Below are 13,830 nucleotides of genomic sequence, written 5' to 3'. Positions count from 1 at the left end.
CAAAGGTTGAAATAAACTACTCCAGAGGCCTAAGTGCCTGTGAGGAAGAAGGATTGTTTTTGGGAAAACTTTCAGCCTGCCGATCATTGTTACCGTATCCGCCTGCCGAGGACACTGATGAATAACCAACGCCGCCCTTTAGTTCATGTTTGCAAGGAAGTTTTTTATACTTTCTTTAATACCTTGTAAGCTTTTTTCAACTCCTATTCACAGCTACTATATTATACTCATGAAAGAGATGAAAACTCATAATGTATAGATTGTGCGGTTATACTGTGTGCGGTTATACTGATAGATGGTTGCTTCTTCTCCGCTCAGGATGGGTGTGCTGTTTACTTTTGATAAAATTGTAGGCAGGTTGTATAGGAATCAAACCTTAAGCTGTAGTCTCACTTTTTAGATACACTTTAAACTCTGTTCCTTTTCCTTCTTCACTTTCTAACTGTATCTTTCCATCGTTGTTTTCTATTATACGCTTCACTATTGTCATACCAACGCCAGTTCCTTCTACGTGGTCGTGCAGCCTGGTGAACATGGAATATACTTTCTTCTGGTCTTCCTGTTTTAATCCTAAGCCATTATCTTGTACTGATATAACCGTATAGCCGTCCTCTTTGTATGCGCTTACCTTAATTACTGGCTTTCTTTCAGGGGACCTGTATTTTACGGAATTCGAAACTAGGTTGTAAAGGATGCTTCTAAGGTTCTTCTTAGAAAAAATGACTGTTGGGGCGCTTGAGAAATCTTCCGTAATAACAGCTTCTGAATCCTGTATCTGGTCTTGTATACTGAGTTTTACATCATCCAGTATTTCTTTAAAATTTGCTTTAACTCCTTTATCTGCACTCTGATACTGAACCTTTGCTATTTCTGTAAGATCTTGTAATATATTTTTAAAACGGCTAACAGATTCGTTAATCATTTCCATGATAGGAGTTACAGCCTTCACATCATCATACTGCTCATGTAAGGTATCGTCTAGCACAGACATCAAACCCTCTATGTTATTGATAGGTGCTTTAAGATCATGCGAAGCTGTATACACAAAATTATCAAGATCGTTATTGACTTTAGTAAGCTCTTTTGTTCGCTCTTTCACCCGCTTCTCTAGCTCTATGTTCATCTCAAAGGCAAGCCTGTTTGCTTTTTCAAGCTCCTTCTTCTGAAGATAGAAATCTACAAAGGCCGATACCTTTGCCTTTGTAATAAATGGGTGCAAAGGCTTAAACAGGAAATCGACTGCACCAGCCTCAAAGCCCTCTACCACATGAGACGACTCTTTATCTATAGCTGTAACAAATATGATGGGAATATCTTTTGTTTTGGAAGCATTGCGCAGATAACGGGCCACTTCATAACCATTCATTCCTGGCATCTGTACGTCCAGCATAATCAAGGCTAGTTCTTCCTTCAAAGCTTTCTTAAGAGCTTCCTCTCCTGAATGTGCAAAGAGGTAAGAGACATTCTCATCCTCCTTCGATAGCAAACTCTCCAGACTAATAAGGTTTTCTTCCTTATCGTCAACTAAAAGAATCTTAACGACATAATTGTGCAACTCTTTTAGGTATGGAGATTTTTTATGCTGTTCTATGATCATGTAAGAAAAATAAAAATTCTTTTATGCCTTCTAAGTTCAAAACTGTACATTCAGGAATAATGTCTATTGCAGATTGAGGCATTGTACTAACCTCCGCTTCACGGGGATCTTGCACAACGGAGGTCCCTCCTTTCTCAAATATATACTTTAATCCCGAACTTCCATCTTTACTGGCCCCACTTAGGAGAATTCCTATAAGATTTTTACCATAAACATCTGCCGCACTAGTAAAAGTAACGTCGATAGAGGGTCTGGAGTAATTTTCTAGTTCAGACACATCTAACGAAAAACTATAGTCTTTCTCTATCAGTACATGATAATTAGAAGGTGCCAGAAAAACGTATCCTTTCGTTATGTTATCCTTCTCCTCCACTTCCTGTGCTTTAAGCAACAGCTTCTTTTCAAAGATGCTGTTCAGGTCACCATCCGTATTTCGAAGACGGTGCAGCACAAGCACAATCGGAATACTGTAATCAGATGGCAACGCACTAAGTATAGACAAAGATGCCTGAATACCACCCCATGATCCGCCAATAACAATCAAATGTGAAGCAGTCCCCATCGGTGTCAGCCTGTTTTGCGGTAAATCCGATTGCCCTTATCAACAAAGTTATAATTTTTGTTTATTTCCGACATAGCTAATGTTTCTTTTTTGCCCAGAGCCAGGTAACCCAGATTAACCAAGCTTTCATCGAAAAGAGTAAACACACGCTCTTGCAGTTGTCTGTTAAAATAAATCAGGACGTTCCGACAAACGACCAAATGGAATTCATTGAAAGAGGAATCAGTCGCCAAGTTATGCGGATAAAAAACAACGTTCTTGATCAGAGACGAATCGAACTTTAGGCTGCCATAATTGCTAAGGTAGTAGCTCGAGAACTCCTGTTTTCCTCCTGAAGCATAATAGCCAGCGGTATAGGCAGCAATGTTTGAGGCAGAGAATATACCTTCTTTCGCCTGCTTCAGAACTTTCTGGTTTATATCTGTGGCATAAATCTTTGTTCTTTCCAGCAGCCCCTCCTCTTTCAGAAGTATAGCCAATGAAAAAAGCTCCTCCCCTGTTGAGCAACCTGCATCCCAAATTTTTATGAAGGGATAGGTTGAAAGAATAGGCAGTACATTGGTTCTTAAGGAAAGAAAGAAAGAAGGGTCACGGAACATTTCTGTAACGTTCACTGTGATTTCTTGCAGGAAACTCTCGAAGTAGAAACTATCATTAAAAACCGCTTCTCTAAGCTCACCTATTGTGCTCAGGTGCTGATTATTTAAAAACCTCTTGATGCGTCTATAAACAGAAGCTCTGGCGTAACCGCTAAAATCGTAGCCGTAATGGGTATGTATTTCCTGAATTAGTTCTTCTACCTCTTGTTCAAAAAGATCTTCGTTATCAAGCTTCATATAGCCACACCCGCATTAATGTCAGCAGCTTATCGGTATCTACTGGTTTTGGAATATAATCTGACGCCCCAGCAGCAAGACATTTCTCTTTGTCTTCTTTCATTGCTTTTGCTGTTAATGCAATAACCGGGAGTTGCTTGAAACGTAGATCTTGCCTGATTCGTTTTATTGCCTCAATGCCGTCCATCTCTGGCATCATAACATCCATCAGCACGATGTCAATCCCTTTCTCTGCCTCCAGTTTGTTCAAACCCTCTTTGCCGTCGTATGCTGCCACAACTTCCATTCCATGCATTTCGAGCAGGTTGGTCAGAGAGTATATATTGCGGACGTCATCGTCTACCACCAGCACATTTTTATCCTGCAAAACCTCCTCTGGTACATGTAACTTCATTTTAAAATCGGAGCCCTGCGGTAGTTTTTGGTTTATCTTGTGCAAGAACAGCTGTACCTCGTCGAGCAGGCGCAGGTAAGAGTATTCATTTTTGATGATGATGGTGTTTGCAAATTCTTTTAGCTGCGCCTCCTCTTCCTCGTTCAAATCCTTACCTGAGTAAATAATAATCGGAATATGCGCTAAAGCTTTATCTGATTTGATTTTCTTCATCCAATCATGCCCTTTCATGCCAGGCAAATTCAGATCTAAGATGATGCAATCTACTTTTTGCCTGGCAAGTATTCGTTCAGCCTCCTCGGCAGAAAAGGCGGAAGTAGACTTCAAGCCGTGCGCCAATAACAGTTCAGCCACTGCTTTGTTTTCAATCTCGTTATCTTCAACAATCAGAATGGATTCTATTGAGTTATCTGTAATCTCGGAGATAGAGGAGAAAGCTTTGTTCAGCATTTCCAGAGTAACAGGCTTCGGCAGGTACTCTTCGTTTTCCTGATAATCGCCAGTTACCTCTTTGTCGTAGGCCGACATGATATGTACGCTTACGTGGCGCAGATCTTTGTCTTGCCTGATCTGCTGCAGCACTTCCCAACCTGTGGTATCAGGTAGGTGAATATCAAGTAAGATTGCATCTGGCTTTTGAGCTCTTGCTATGCTTAACCCATCGCTACCAGTATAAGCTTGGTTGACCTTGAAATTTTTCGCAACAGCAAAATCGGCAAGAATGTCACTAAATCCCTTGTCGTCTTCTATGATCAGAATAGAAATTTCTTTCTTCTCTTTAGACTCCAATTTCTCGAATGCCTGGCTCACTGACTCCACCTTATTAGGAGATGAAACAGGAGCAGACTTACTAGGCCCTTGTTTGGTTTCAGGAAAAGGTGCTCTGGGTAGGTAAAGCGTAAAGGTGCTTCCTTTGCCAGGTTCGCTTTCCAGCATCAGTTCTCCCCCTAAAAGCGTGGCCAACTCTTTACTGATAGTTAACCCCAAGCCTGTTCCACCATATTTGCGCGTGGTGGAGGAATCTTCTTGCTGAAAGGCTTCAAAAATCAAGTCCTGCTTATCTTTTGCAATCCCAATACCACTATCCCGCACTGCAAAAGCCACAATATCCGACTGTTCACGCAGTTGTTCTGATTTAAAATCAGGCTTGTTGCGAACAGGATAAATAGACAACTCAATCTCACCTCCATCGTCAGTAAACTTAATAGCATTGCCCAGGAAGTTCTTAAGTATCTGTTCTAAACGAAAACGATCTGTAACAATGGTTTCAAAGCTGCCTGGCGTATAGTTTTCGCTAAATCGTATCTTTTTTCTGTTTGCCAGTTCTCTGAACATCGGCTCCAGCTTAATATCCTCCAGCCTTACCTCTTCAGTTTCCAGTTTCACCATACCCGATTCTATCTTAGACAGATCGAGTATCTCATTTATCAGTTTCAGAAGGTCGTTTCCAGACTTGTGTATGATCTGGGCATGATCTTTTTGTTTTGTAGACAACGTATTCTCAACGTTGTCTGCCAAAAGCCTGGAAAGTATAAGGATACTATTTAGCGGCGTGCGCAGCTCATGCGACATATTAGCAAGAAAATCGCTTTTATACTTACTCACTGTCTCTACCTGCTGTATCTTTAGCTCGATGGCTTCTCTGGCATCTTCCAATGCTTTGTTTTTAACCTGCAGCGTTTCGTACTGTTCTTCAAGCAGTTGAGCCTTTTCCTCCAGTTCAGCATTTTTCTCTTGCAACTCCTCCTGGTTTACCCTTAACTCTTCTTCTGATGCCTTTAGTTCTGCATTTAGCTGCCGAAGTTCTTCCTGCTGGGTTTCAAGTTCTTCTGCCTGGTTTTGTGTTTCATACAACAGCTCCTGCGTCTGGAGGTGCGCTTTTAAAGTGTGTACCACAACAGAAATCCTTTCCGAAATAGTTTGCAGAAACTGCTGCTGCAAGGTTGTGTAGGGTTTGCGGGAACAAAGCTCCAGTGCTCCAACTATAGTTGTAGAAAAGTAAAGCGGAACAACAATTATGGCTGCAGGTTTTATATCAGCCAAACCCGTCTTTATTCTCAAAAACTCACCTGGCACTTCATCAAACACGACAAGTTTATTGTCACGCACGGCCTGCCCTACTTTTCCCGTTCCAATCTCGAAGATGGGTAATTGTTCATTAGCGTACTGCACACCGTAGCTGCTTGCAGGCTCCAGTTTTCCGTTGTCGTTGTGTAAGTATAAAATACCCGCCTCAGACCTAGTATAAGCACATAAAAAAGAAATGGCTTGATCTGCCACTGTCTTCAAGGAAGTCTCTCCACTTAGCAGATCATTTAACTCTGAAGCTCCAGTTAAAGACCAGCTTCTGTCTGCGCTCTCGCTTGTAAACCTAAACAGGTTGTCTTTCATATCTCTGATGGCGTAGCTCAGTACATCTTCAGAGCTTTGAGGGCTCACCTCTACATCATATCGTCCTTCCCCTATAGCCTGGGCTACACTTGTGAGGGCAATTGTTTTGTTCAACACTCCTCTGAAAGAATCGGCCACTTGTCCTATCTCGTCTTCGCTGTTAACATCGATAACAACATCTGTAGCGCCTGCTTTTATGCGTTCGGCTGCTACTTTTAAAGATGAAAGAGACTTTGAAATAAGGTTGAGAATGTAAATGGCAAGCAGGAACACTAATCCAAAAACAATGAGCACTCCTGCTGAAAGCAGGAGCATATATGCTTCCTTCTGAGTTCTTTCTTCTTCTACTTGTGTTCTGATTTTAGCGATCAGCGCTGCCTCGGCACTTCTGAGCCCCTCTATGCTTTGAGTAAACTGATTATAAACAACAACAGGATTATAGATAGACAAATCTAGCTGTGGATTTCTTTCTATAGCTTGTAATAGAGCAGCAACATCGGCGTGGTTTTGAGAGGTAACTACTTTTTGTACTTCCTTGGTCGTTCCTTCATCCGCAACTTTATAAAACTTATTCAGCGAACTTTGATAAAAGTCTTTTCGAGAAGTAATGGTAGCAAAATCTTCATAAGAAAGATTGCCTTGCACAACTGCGCTTACCATCCAGCTTCTGATTCTACCCAACTGCACTTTAGATTCTGCCAAAAGTCTGAAACTGTGTAACTGTTGCTCAATACCGACACTCTCTATGCCTGTTCCACTGGCATCTAAATAACCTAATAAGTTTAATATTAAAGATATAGAGTATTGTCTGAACTGCAGTGCATTAAGGTTGCCACGGTCAAAATCGCTTCGATACTTAGCAAGATCATTCAACAGCACAAGTTCTGGCAGGTTGCGCTCCGTGTTCTGCAAGTAGTTTGTAAGTTCTGAGGCCGCAGCATCTGTATAGTTTCTGCTAATAATTGCTTCAGACATGAAAGCTGTGTCACCTTCAACAGCTGCCAAAATACGCGCACGTTCTCTCTGAAAAGCATGAATGAGGTTGGATACCCTTTCTGACTCTTCGAGCTGATAAGCAACATCTTTCAGCCTTGCATTCTCTTCTACTTCACTTCTTATAGTTGAAGCTATAAAGTAACAAAGCGGAATTATAAGTAGCAGAAGAAGAATTGTCAGCTTGTCTCTAATCTTTAGGTTCTTTATAAGATTCATGTAGTAGCCTATATCTAATATAAGAAATATTCAGATTTGCAATTTAAGAAATGCCAGGCTATTTCTGTGTTATATGCTTTTATTAAGTGGGAAACTACGAAAGAATCATGTAAAGAAAAGATAGGTGGAATGTCAGATTTAGCTCTTCAGAAGCCGTTTCACGATCTCGCCTGCTGTAGCTGTAACGGCTGGTACGGCTACAGAATTACCAAATTGTTTATAAGCTGAAGCATCAGCCACAGGTATCATAAATGTATCTGGAAAGCCCTGTAGCCTCGCCCACTCCCGTGGAGTCATTTTACGAATACCCTCCTGGTTTACTTCTCCTTTGATGTTGGTTACAGGAGTAAAATCCTCCAGACGATGATCGTATACCAGGTTCCGCTCTCGCCCCATACCGCCACAAACTACAGCATTAGCTATACCAGTATCAGGTATTATTTCGTACCCAAAACCATTTCCTTTGCGCTCATGCCTCCTTTTGTGCTCAATTAAAGTGTTTAGATACTGTTTAGAAAGGTAATATTTACTTGATACAACGGTTACTTCCTTAACAGCCTCAAAAGCAACTGCTTTCCCCGCTGGCTTTGGGTATGTAAAATCTGTAACACCTAAGTCGCTTCTAAAGCCTACAATAAAAATGCGTTCTCTGTTTTGCGGCACACCGAAATCCTTCGCGTTTAGAACTTTAGGCTCTGGCACATAGTACCCCAGGTCGTTTCTCAGTACATTCAGAATAGTAGCCAGGGTTCTGCCTTTGTCGTGGTTCATAAGCCCTTTCACATTCTCCAGAAAAATAGCTTTTGGCTGCTTTCTCCTGATAATTTCGGCCACATCAAAAAAGAGTGTGCCCCTGGTATCCTCAAACCCGCCCCGCCGACCAGCAATGGAAAAGGCTTGGCAAGGGAAGCCTGCACATAATACATCAAATCCATCAGGAATGAACTGCTTTGTATTTTCTTGGGTGATATCACCAAAAGGCACCTCACCAAAGTTAGCTTCGTAAGTTTTTTTCGCCTGTTCATCCCACTCGCTCGTGAATACGCACTTGCCGCCAAAGCTTTGCATTGCTATCCTGAACCCGCCAATACCAGCAAAAAGATCGATGAAATTAAAGGCAGGCTGCTGAGGCGGAGGAAACGGCACATCCCACTTTACAGGTACATACATCTGCAGAAAAGGGAGCTCGGCAGCCCGTGCGTTTTTATGCTTTTCCTGTAGATACTGTACAGCCTGCTCCTGAAAATAGTGTGCAGCCCCATTGTCGTGGTTTTGAAGATAATGTGTAAAGAAAGCCAAACCCTGCTGTTCTCGTCCTGTGACTTTAATTTTAAGCTTTTCCTTTATTTCCGTATAGCTCGGCATTTCTTCTCTTTCTAAAGTTAGACTGTGCGTAAGCCAAAGGTCTTAATTTTTAAGAAAATCTTTTCTTTCAAGTTCAACTATTGCCGTGCTCACTCAAAGTGGCAAACCTTCACCATCATAAAAGCCCCTCTTACACTTCATTATCTTCAATTAACTAATAAAATAATCTTATCTAAACAATAATTAAATCATATAAAGAAATATATTTGTACTTAGTGTAGAAATAATAAAATCTTTATCAGAAATAATAAATAAATGCACACCACCTTGAAGTACTACTTAACACCCTTCCTATTCCTGCCAAAGCAGGAGATTAAAAAACTAAGTGTTTCCTTATTTTTCTATCACCTCTAACTATTATTTAGTTGCATCTATGAAATTATCATTACCAATCAAACCTAGTTCTGTTACATCAAAAACAGTACAACTATTCTTTTTACAACTCCTTATACTGTTTCCCCTTACCTCCATGGCACAGCAAGTAAAAGAGCTGTGGGCTAAGCGGTATCAGGCAGAATATTATAATAATATTTCACGTCAGATTGCCCTTGATGCCGAAGGGAACAGTTATGTATCGGGTACTAGCAGTAGCGGCCGTGGCCCTTCACAAATAAGAACAGTAAAATACTCATCCTCAGGAGAACAACTTTGGGAAGTTAACTATGACGAAGGGAGAAATATATCGCTTAAAGGTATAGCAGTAGACAACAAAGGAGAAGCATATTTACTGGCTGAAGCGAATGGTAATTATGTGACAATCAAATATGATGCAACCACAGGAAATGAAGTTTGGCGAAGGATATACGATTCAGGAGGAAGTACTTTAGATTCCCCTAATGCTATCGCTGTAGATAACAGCGGCGGCGTATACGTTACTGGCTACAGCCAAACCACTCCCTATTCTGTCGATTACCTGACAATACGCTACGATGCAAGCACTGGTGCTGAAAGCTGGAGAAGCAACTACAACGGCGGCTATTATAATGTAGCTACTAGCATAGTTGTCGATAACAAAGGCGGCGTATATGTAACAGGGCAGAGTTATACATCTGACTACTTCGATTATGCCACAGTTCGATATAATGCTGCCGATGGTACTGAATCCTGGGCAACTAAATTCGACGGCGGTGCCGATGATCGTGCCGTCGCTATAGTGGTGGATAATACTGACGGTGTGTATGTTACTGGAAACAGTTCGGATGCTGGTGGAGATTACTTTCTTACCCTTCGCTACTCCACGATTGATGGTAGCCAATCCTGGCTCAGTAGATACGACGGCGGAAACCATGATATAGTTAAGTCTCTTGCAGTAGATAACGCAGGAGGTGTATATGTTTTAGGATCAAGCGCTGGCCCTGACGGCTTTTATGACTATGCTACACTTCGTTACGCCACCGCTGATGGTACGCAGTCGTGGGTGAGTAAGTATGATGGAGGAAGCGAAGACAGAGCGGCCGCTATTGCCGTTGATAAATCTGGTGGAGTGTATGTGACAGGATATAGCCAAAGCGCTGACAACTCAACATTTGCCACCTTACGCTACAATGCTTTGGACGGCGCAACGGCATGGCAGGTTAATTCTACTGGTACTCAAGACGAGGCGGCTGCCATAGCCTTAGATGCACAAGGAAATATATTCGTAACTGGCCAAAGCTTGGGAGATGAGAACTATGATTTCCTGACCATCAAATACAGCCAAAGTAGTTGCAACAACTTAGCTCTAGCGCAAATTGAAGAAAACGGAGCACCAGCACCAAACAATGTGAGCGTCCAAAACACAAGTACCTATAGTGCTTCTATCAAGGACTTTACTTCTTATAGCTGGCAAGTGAAGGATGTGTTGGGAAATGTTATCCAGAGCCGTACAGATGCTAGCTTACGTGTAAGTTGGAAAGAAGCTGGTTTGTATACCATATACCTTACTTATGGAAACGGTTGTGAGGCGAAAACAATTACACATAAAGTTGCTGTATATGATACAAAAGCTGGTTTGGTAGTAGGCGGGGGCTGGTATAACTCTCCTCAAAACAACGAGCTTCCTTACATGAAGAAAAAGGAGCAGGCTTACTTTGGTTTTTATGCCTTGTACCCAGCACCATCTTCAGGTGAGGTTTGGGGCACCACCGTTCTCTGGCTGCGCCAAAGCAAAATGCAATTTATTAGCTCCAGCATGGAGCCAATGCGCCTGATTATTTTTGGAGACAATGTTAACTATGTTGGCAAAGGCAGTATCAACGGTAAGGGCGGTTATGCTTTTCTTGTTTCAGCTGTAGACGGAAACTTTTCTGCTACAACTGATAAGCTGCGTATTAAAATTTGGGAAGAAGCCTCTGGCAAAGTGGTTTATGATAACCAGAAAGGTGCACAAGACGGCGCTATAGCAAAAGCTAACATCAAAGCTGGTGAAATTTTACTTTACAATGGGGGCACCAGCCTTAGCGCAACAGAACTGGCTCTGGCATCTGCTTATGTACAGGCTGCACCAGAACATTTCTACAACTATCCTAACAACTTCTCTTCGAACACCACCATCAGCTTTGCTTTGGAAACAGAAGAGGATTTTGTGCTGGAGGTTTTTGACATGAAAGGCACTCTTGTAAAAAACATTAGTGCAGGAAAGGCCGAGTTAGGAAAAACCTATGAGTACTCCTTTGAAGCAAATGGCTTAGAGGAAGGTATTTATATTGCCAGGCTTACTACAGCAACTACTTCAAAATCTATAAAAATGCTGCTCAAAAAGAAGTAGCATAATTTCAACAACCTTCAGCAAAAAGGGGAGCTACTGAAAAGTGGCTCCCCTTTTTATTAAAAACATAGTATATATGCCATAATCAAGGTCCTTTTCTGAAGTATACCCTAAACATAGTACCCTCTCCCAATTCACTTTCTACTTCTATTTTGCCGCCTGCATTATCTACAATGCGCTTTACCATGTATAATCCTACACCAGAGCCCTCTACATGATCGTGAAAGCGTCTGAACATAGAAAACAGCTTCTCCTGCTGCGACTCGTTCATGCCTAACCCATTGTCTTTTACAGTAAGTACCAGAAACTCTCCCTCTTCGTTGCAGCCCACCTTTACCACTGGAACACGGTCAGGGTGGCTATATTTGATTGCGTTAGAAAACAGATTATACACAATGCTGCGCATATTCTTCTCTGAGAAAGAAACGGCAGAGCAATATCTCAGTTCCTTCTCCACCTGTGTACCCGATTCATAAATCAGGTGCTCCATATCGAGCAAGACCTCCTCCACTACCGCTAGTACCTTGATTTTTGTCTCCGCTGTATTTTCCTCCTTTTGCAGCTTCGTAATTTCTGTCAGATTAGTGATGGTCTTTTTAAACCGATCTACAGCTCCCTGCATCATATCGATAATAAGCTCCACGTTTGTTTGCCGCAGACTCTCTTCAGGAAGTTCCAGAAATAGCTCCTCCATCAGCCTTTCTATGTTTGTAATTGGAGCTCTAAGGTCATGAGATGCAGTATATATGAAATTATCAAGATCTGAGTTTATGTGCGTCAGTTGCTTGTTTACTGCCTCCAGGTGTTCATTAGATGCTTGTACAGACGCATTTGCTGCAGTAAGTTCCTGCGTCAGATATTTCAGTTCCTTTTCAGCTAGCTTGTTATCATGAATGTCAGTGCTTGTTCCAACCCACATAATAATAGCGTCCTGGTCATCTCGATGGGCAAGAGCTCTGGATAAATGCCAGCGGTACTCTCCGTCTTTTCGTTTAATGCGTTGCTCTAATTCGTATCTTTCGCCAGTCGCAACAGAATGTTGCCACCGCTTCTTATTCTCCTCCAAATCGTCGGGATGAATCATACTGCTCCAGCCCCACCCTTTCAGTTCATCTGTAGACAAACCAGTATAATCTAACCATTTTTGGTTAAAATAATCGGCATCACCGTTTGCTTTAGACATCCATACTTTTTGAGGCATGGCATTGGCCATAAACAGGAACTGCGAAGAACTTTCTTCTACAGCCTTTCTTGCTTTTACCTGTTCCGTTACATCATATACAACCTGAAGGACACTATAAATCTCCTGTTTTGCATCTCGCAGCGGCTGGTATAGGGTATGAAAGTAGCCTTGCACCTGCTCTCTTTTTCGTTCTACAATGGCAGGTATCTCGTCTCTTTCATAGTAAACTCCTTTTTGGTAAACCTCATCCAGTATCGTTTCGATTCCTTGCCCCATCATTTCGGGTAGTACCTCTACTACAGGTTTATGTAGCAGATCATCTGCTTCACGACCTAATATGTTGCTCAGCATGGGGTTCACAAGCTCCACTGTATGGTCTTTGCCTCGATAAATGCCGATGCCAACAGGTGCCTGCATAAACAGCGAGTGCAAGAGGTCTTTTTGCTGTTCGGCCTCGGCTTGTGCTAGCTTTAACTCGCTTGTTCGGCGTGTTACCCGTTGTTCTAAATCGTGGTTCAGCGCCTTCAACGCCTCTGCACTCATTTCCAATTGCCGCCGTGTCTGAACAAAATCAGTTACATCTAAGGCAAAAATAAGAATGCCGCTTACCTGGCGTTGAGCATTGAATACGGCCTGGTATATAAAGTTCCAATAAATATCCTCCACTGGCTGGCCCTGGTAACGAGCTATGGGTATCAAAACCTCTTTTCCCTCGAAAGTCTCTCCTGTGTTGTAAACGTTATGTATTATGTCGGCTATAGGCTGATCTTTCAGTTCTGGGAGTGCCTCAAACAAAGGAAGGCCCTGCAACATCCGCCCAGGAAAAAGCTGCTGATAAGCGTCATTTAACACTTTATATATTAATTCTGGGCCTTCAAGAATAGCAAAAGCTGCAGGTGCCTGCTCAAACAATCGCTCCAGCCGAAGTCGTTGTTGCTCTGCCATGGCCAATGCATAAACTTCTCTTTCCTGGCTTTCTTTCAGTTGCCGCTTTGCTTTTTCACCTTCAGTTACATTTACTGTTTCATGAATCAGGCAGTAGACGTTACCTTGTTCGTCCAGCATTGGCGTATTGGTGGTACTCCAATAGCGTTCCAGAAACTTTCCAGGCTCATCAGGACTTGGAATATCATATTGGAAAACCTCCATTTTGTGAGGTTTTCCGGAAGCTAACACTTCTTGGATAGATGCTCTTAGATTATTACTTGAGGAAGCACCAGGCAAATCAGGATTGTCTGGAAAAACATCGAACACGTGCCGCCCTACAATCTCTTCCCTTACAGTAAGTGTCTCTTGCAAATAAGCATCAGTAGCTGCTTTTATGATAAGCTCAGGAGATAAAACTAATAGCAGGCCAGGCTGAGATTCAAATATCTTCTGAAAAGGAAGGGCCTCCTGATCGCTGGATTTATGAGGGGAAAAAGGTTGTTTTTGTGTCATCAATTACTGTTGAATTTCACTTTGAGCGAAAAACAGTTCTAATATAATTAAAATAGTTTCTATCCTTTAAGTAAAATGGCGAAAGTATAATTTACCTGATCTAC

Annotated in this window: 7 protein-coding genes; 1 reads left to right on the top strand and 6 read right to left on the bottom strand. The window is 42.0% G+C overall.

Features of this window, described 5'->3' with window-relative positions:
• Nucleotides 1-376: 376 nt before the first annotated feature.
• From LN893_RS17340 to LN893_RS17320, 5 genes are all read right to left on the bottom strand, one after another.
• Nucleotides 377-1,597 (bottom strand): sensor histidine kinase, encoded by a 1,221-nt coding sequence (locus LN893_RS17340; protein WP_229972304.1) that lies wholly within the window; start codon nucleotides 1,595-1,597, stop codon nucleotides 377-379.
• On the bottom strand, nucleotides 1,578-2,159 hold the full coding sequence (locus LN893_RS17335; RefSeq protein ID WP_229972302.1) for a chemotaxis protein CheB: 582 nt from the start codon (nucleotides 2,157-2,159) through the stop codon (nucleotides 1,578-1,580). The genes LN893_RS17340 and LN893_RS17335 overlap by 20 nt, the downstream gene beginning before the upstream one ends.
• A gap of 5 nt (nucleotides 2,160-2,164) precedes the next feature.
• Entirely contained in the window at nucleotides 2,165-2,995 is an 831-nt protein-coding gene (locus tag LN893_RS17330) for a CheR family methyltransferase (protein WP_229972300.1), read from the bottom strand.
• On the bottom strand, nucleotides 2,985-6,992 hold the full coding sequence (locus LN893_RS17325) for a response regulator (RefSeq protein ID WP_229972298.1): 4,008 nt from the start codon (nucleotides 6,990-6,992) through the stop codon (nucleotides 2,985-2,987). Before LN893_RS17325 ends, LN893_RS17330 begins: the two co-directional genes overlap by 11 nt.
• A gap of 138 nt (nucleotides 6,993-7,130) precedes the next feature.
• Nucleotides 7,131-8,162 carry a DNA cytosine methyltransferase gene (locus tag LN893_RS17320; protein ID WP_439651224.1) on the bottom strand — a complete coding sequence of 344 codons (1,032 nt, stop codon included), beginning with the start codon at nucleotides 8,160-8,162 and terminating at the stop codon, nucleotides 7,131-7,133.
• A 664-nt stretch (nucleotides 8,163-8,826) separates the two neighbouring features.
• Here LN893_RS17320 and LN893_RS17315 point away from each other — a divergent pair.
• Nucleotides 8,827-11,103 (top strand): SBBP repeat-containing protein, encoded by a 2,277-nt coding sequence (locus tag LN893_RS17315; RefSeq protein WP_229972294.1) that lies wholly within the window; start codon nucleotides 8,827-8,829, stop codon nucleotides 11,101-11,103.
• 85 nt (nucleotides 11,104-11,188) lie between these two features.
• Here the strand turns inward: LN893_RS17315 and LN893_RS17310 are convergent, their stop codons facing one another.
• A complete protein-coding gene (locus tag LN893_RS17310) occupies nucleotides 11,189-13,726 on the bottom strand; it encodes a PAS domain-containing sensor histidine kinase (RefSeq protein ID WP_229972293.1) in 2,538 nt (845 codons plus the stop codon).
• Between the last annotated feature and the right edge of the window lie 104 nt (nucleotides 13,727-13,830).

This window comes from Pontibacter harenae (assembly GCF_020907245.1).
Lineage (GTDB): Bacteria > Bacteroidota > Bacteroidia > Cytophagales > Hymenobacteraceae > Pontibacter > Pontibacter harenae.
The sequence above is the reverse complement of the archived record's forward strand: the minus strand, read 5'-3'. Positions and strand labels throughout refer to the sequence as shown.

What these genes read in the sequence shown, in the direction of transcription:
- LN893_RS17310 (WP_229972293.1), bottom strand. Translation starts at nt 13,726, where the DNA reads ATGACACAAAAACAACCTTTTTCCCCTCATAAATCCAGCGATCAGGAG.
- LN893_RS17330 (WP_229972300.1), bottom strand. Translation starts at nt 2,995, where the DNA reads ATGAAGCTTGATAACGAAGATCTTTTTGAACAAGAGGTAGAAGAACTA.
- LN893_RS17325 (WP_229972298.1), bottom strand. Translation starts at nt 6,992, where the DNA reads ATGAATCTTATAAAGAACCTAAAGATTAGAGACAAGCTGACAATTCTT.
- LN893_RS17340 (WP_229972304.1), bottom strand. Translation starts at nt 1,597, where the DNA reads ATGATCATAGAACAGCATAAAAAATCTCCATACCTAAAAGAGTTGCAC.
- LN893_RS17315 (WP_229972294.1), top strand. Translation starts at nt 8,827, where the DNA reads ATGGCACAGCAAGTAAAAGAGCTGTGGGCTAAGCGGTATCAGGCAGAA.
- LN893_RS17335 (WP_229972302.1), bottom strand. Translation starts at nt 2,159, where the DNA reads ATGGGGACTGCTTCACATTTGATTGTTATTGGCGGATCATGGGGTGGT.
- LN893_RS17320 (WP_439651224.1), bottom strand. Translation starts at nt 8,162, where the DNA reads ATGTATGTACCTGTAAAGTGGGATGTGCCGTTTCCTCCGCCTCAGCAG.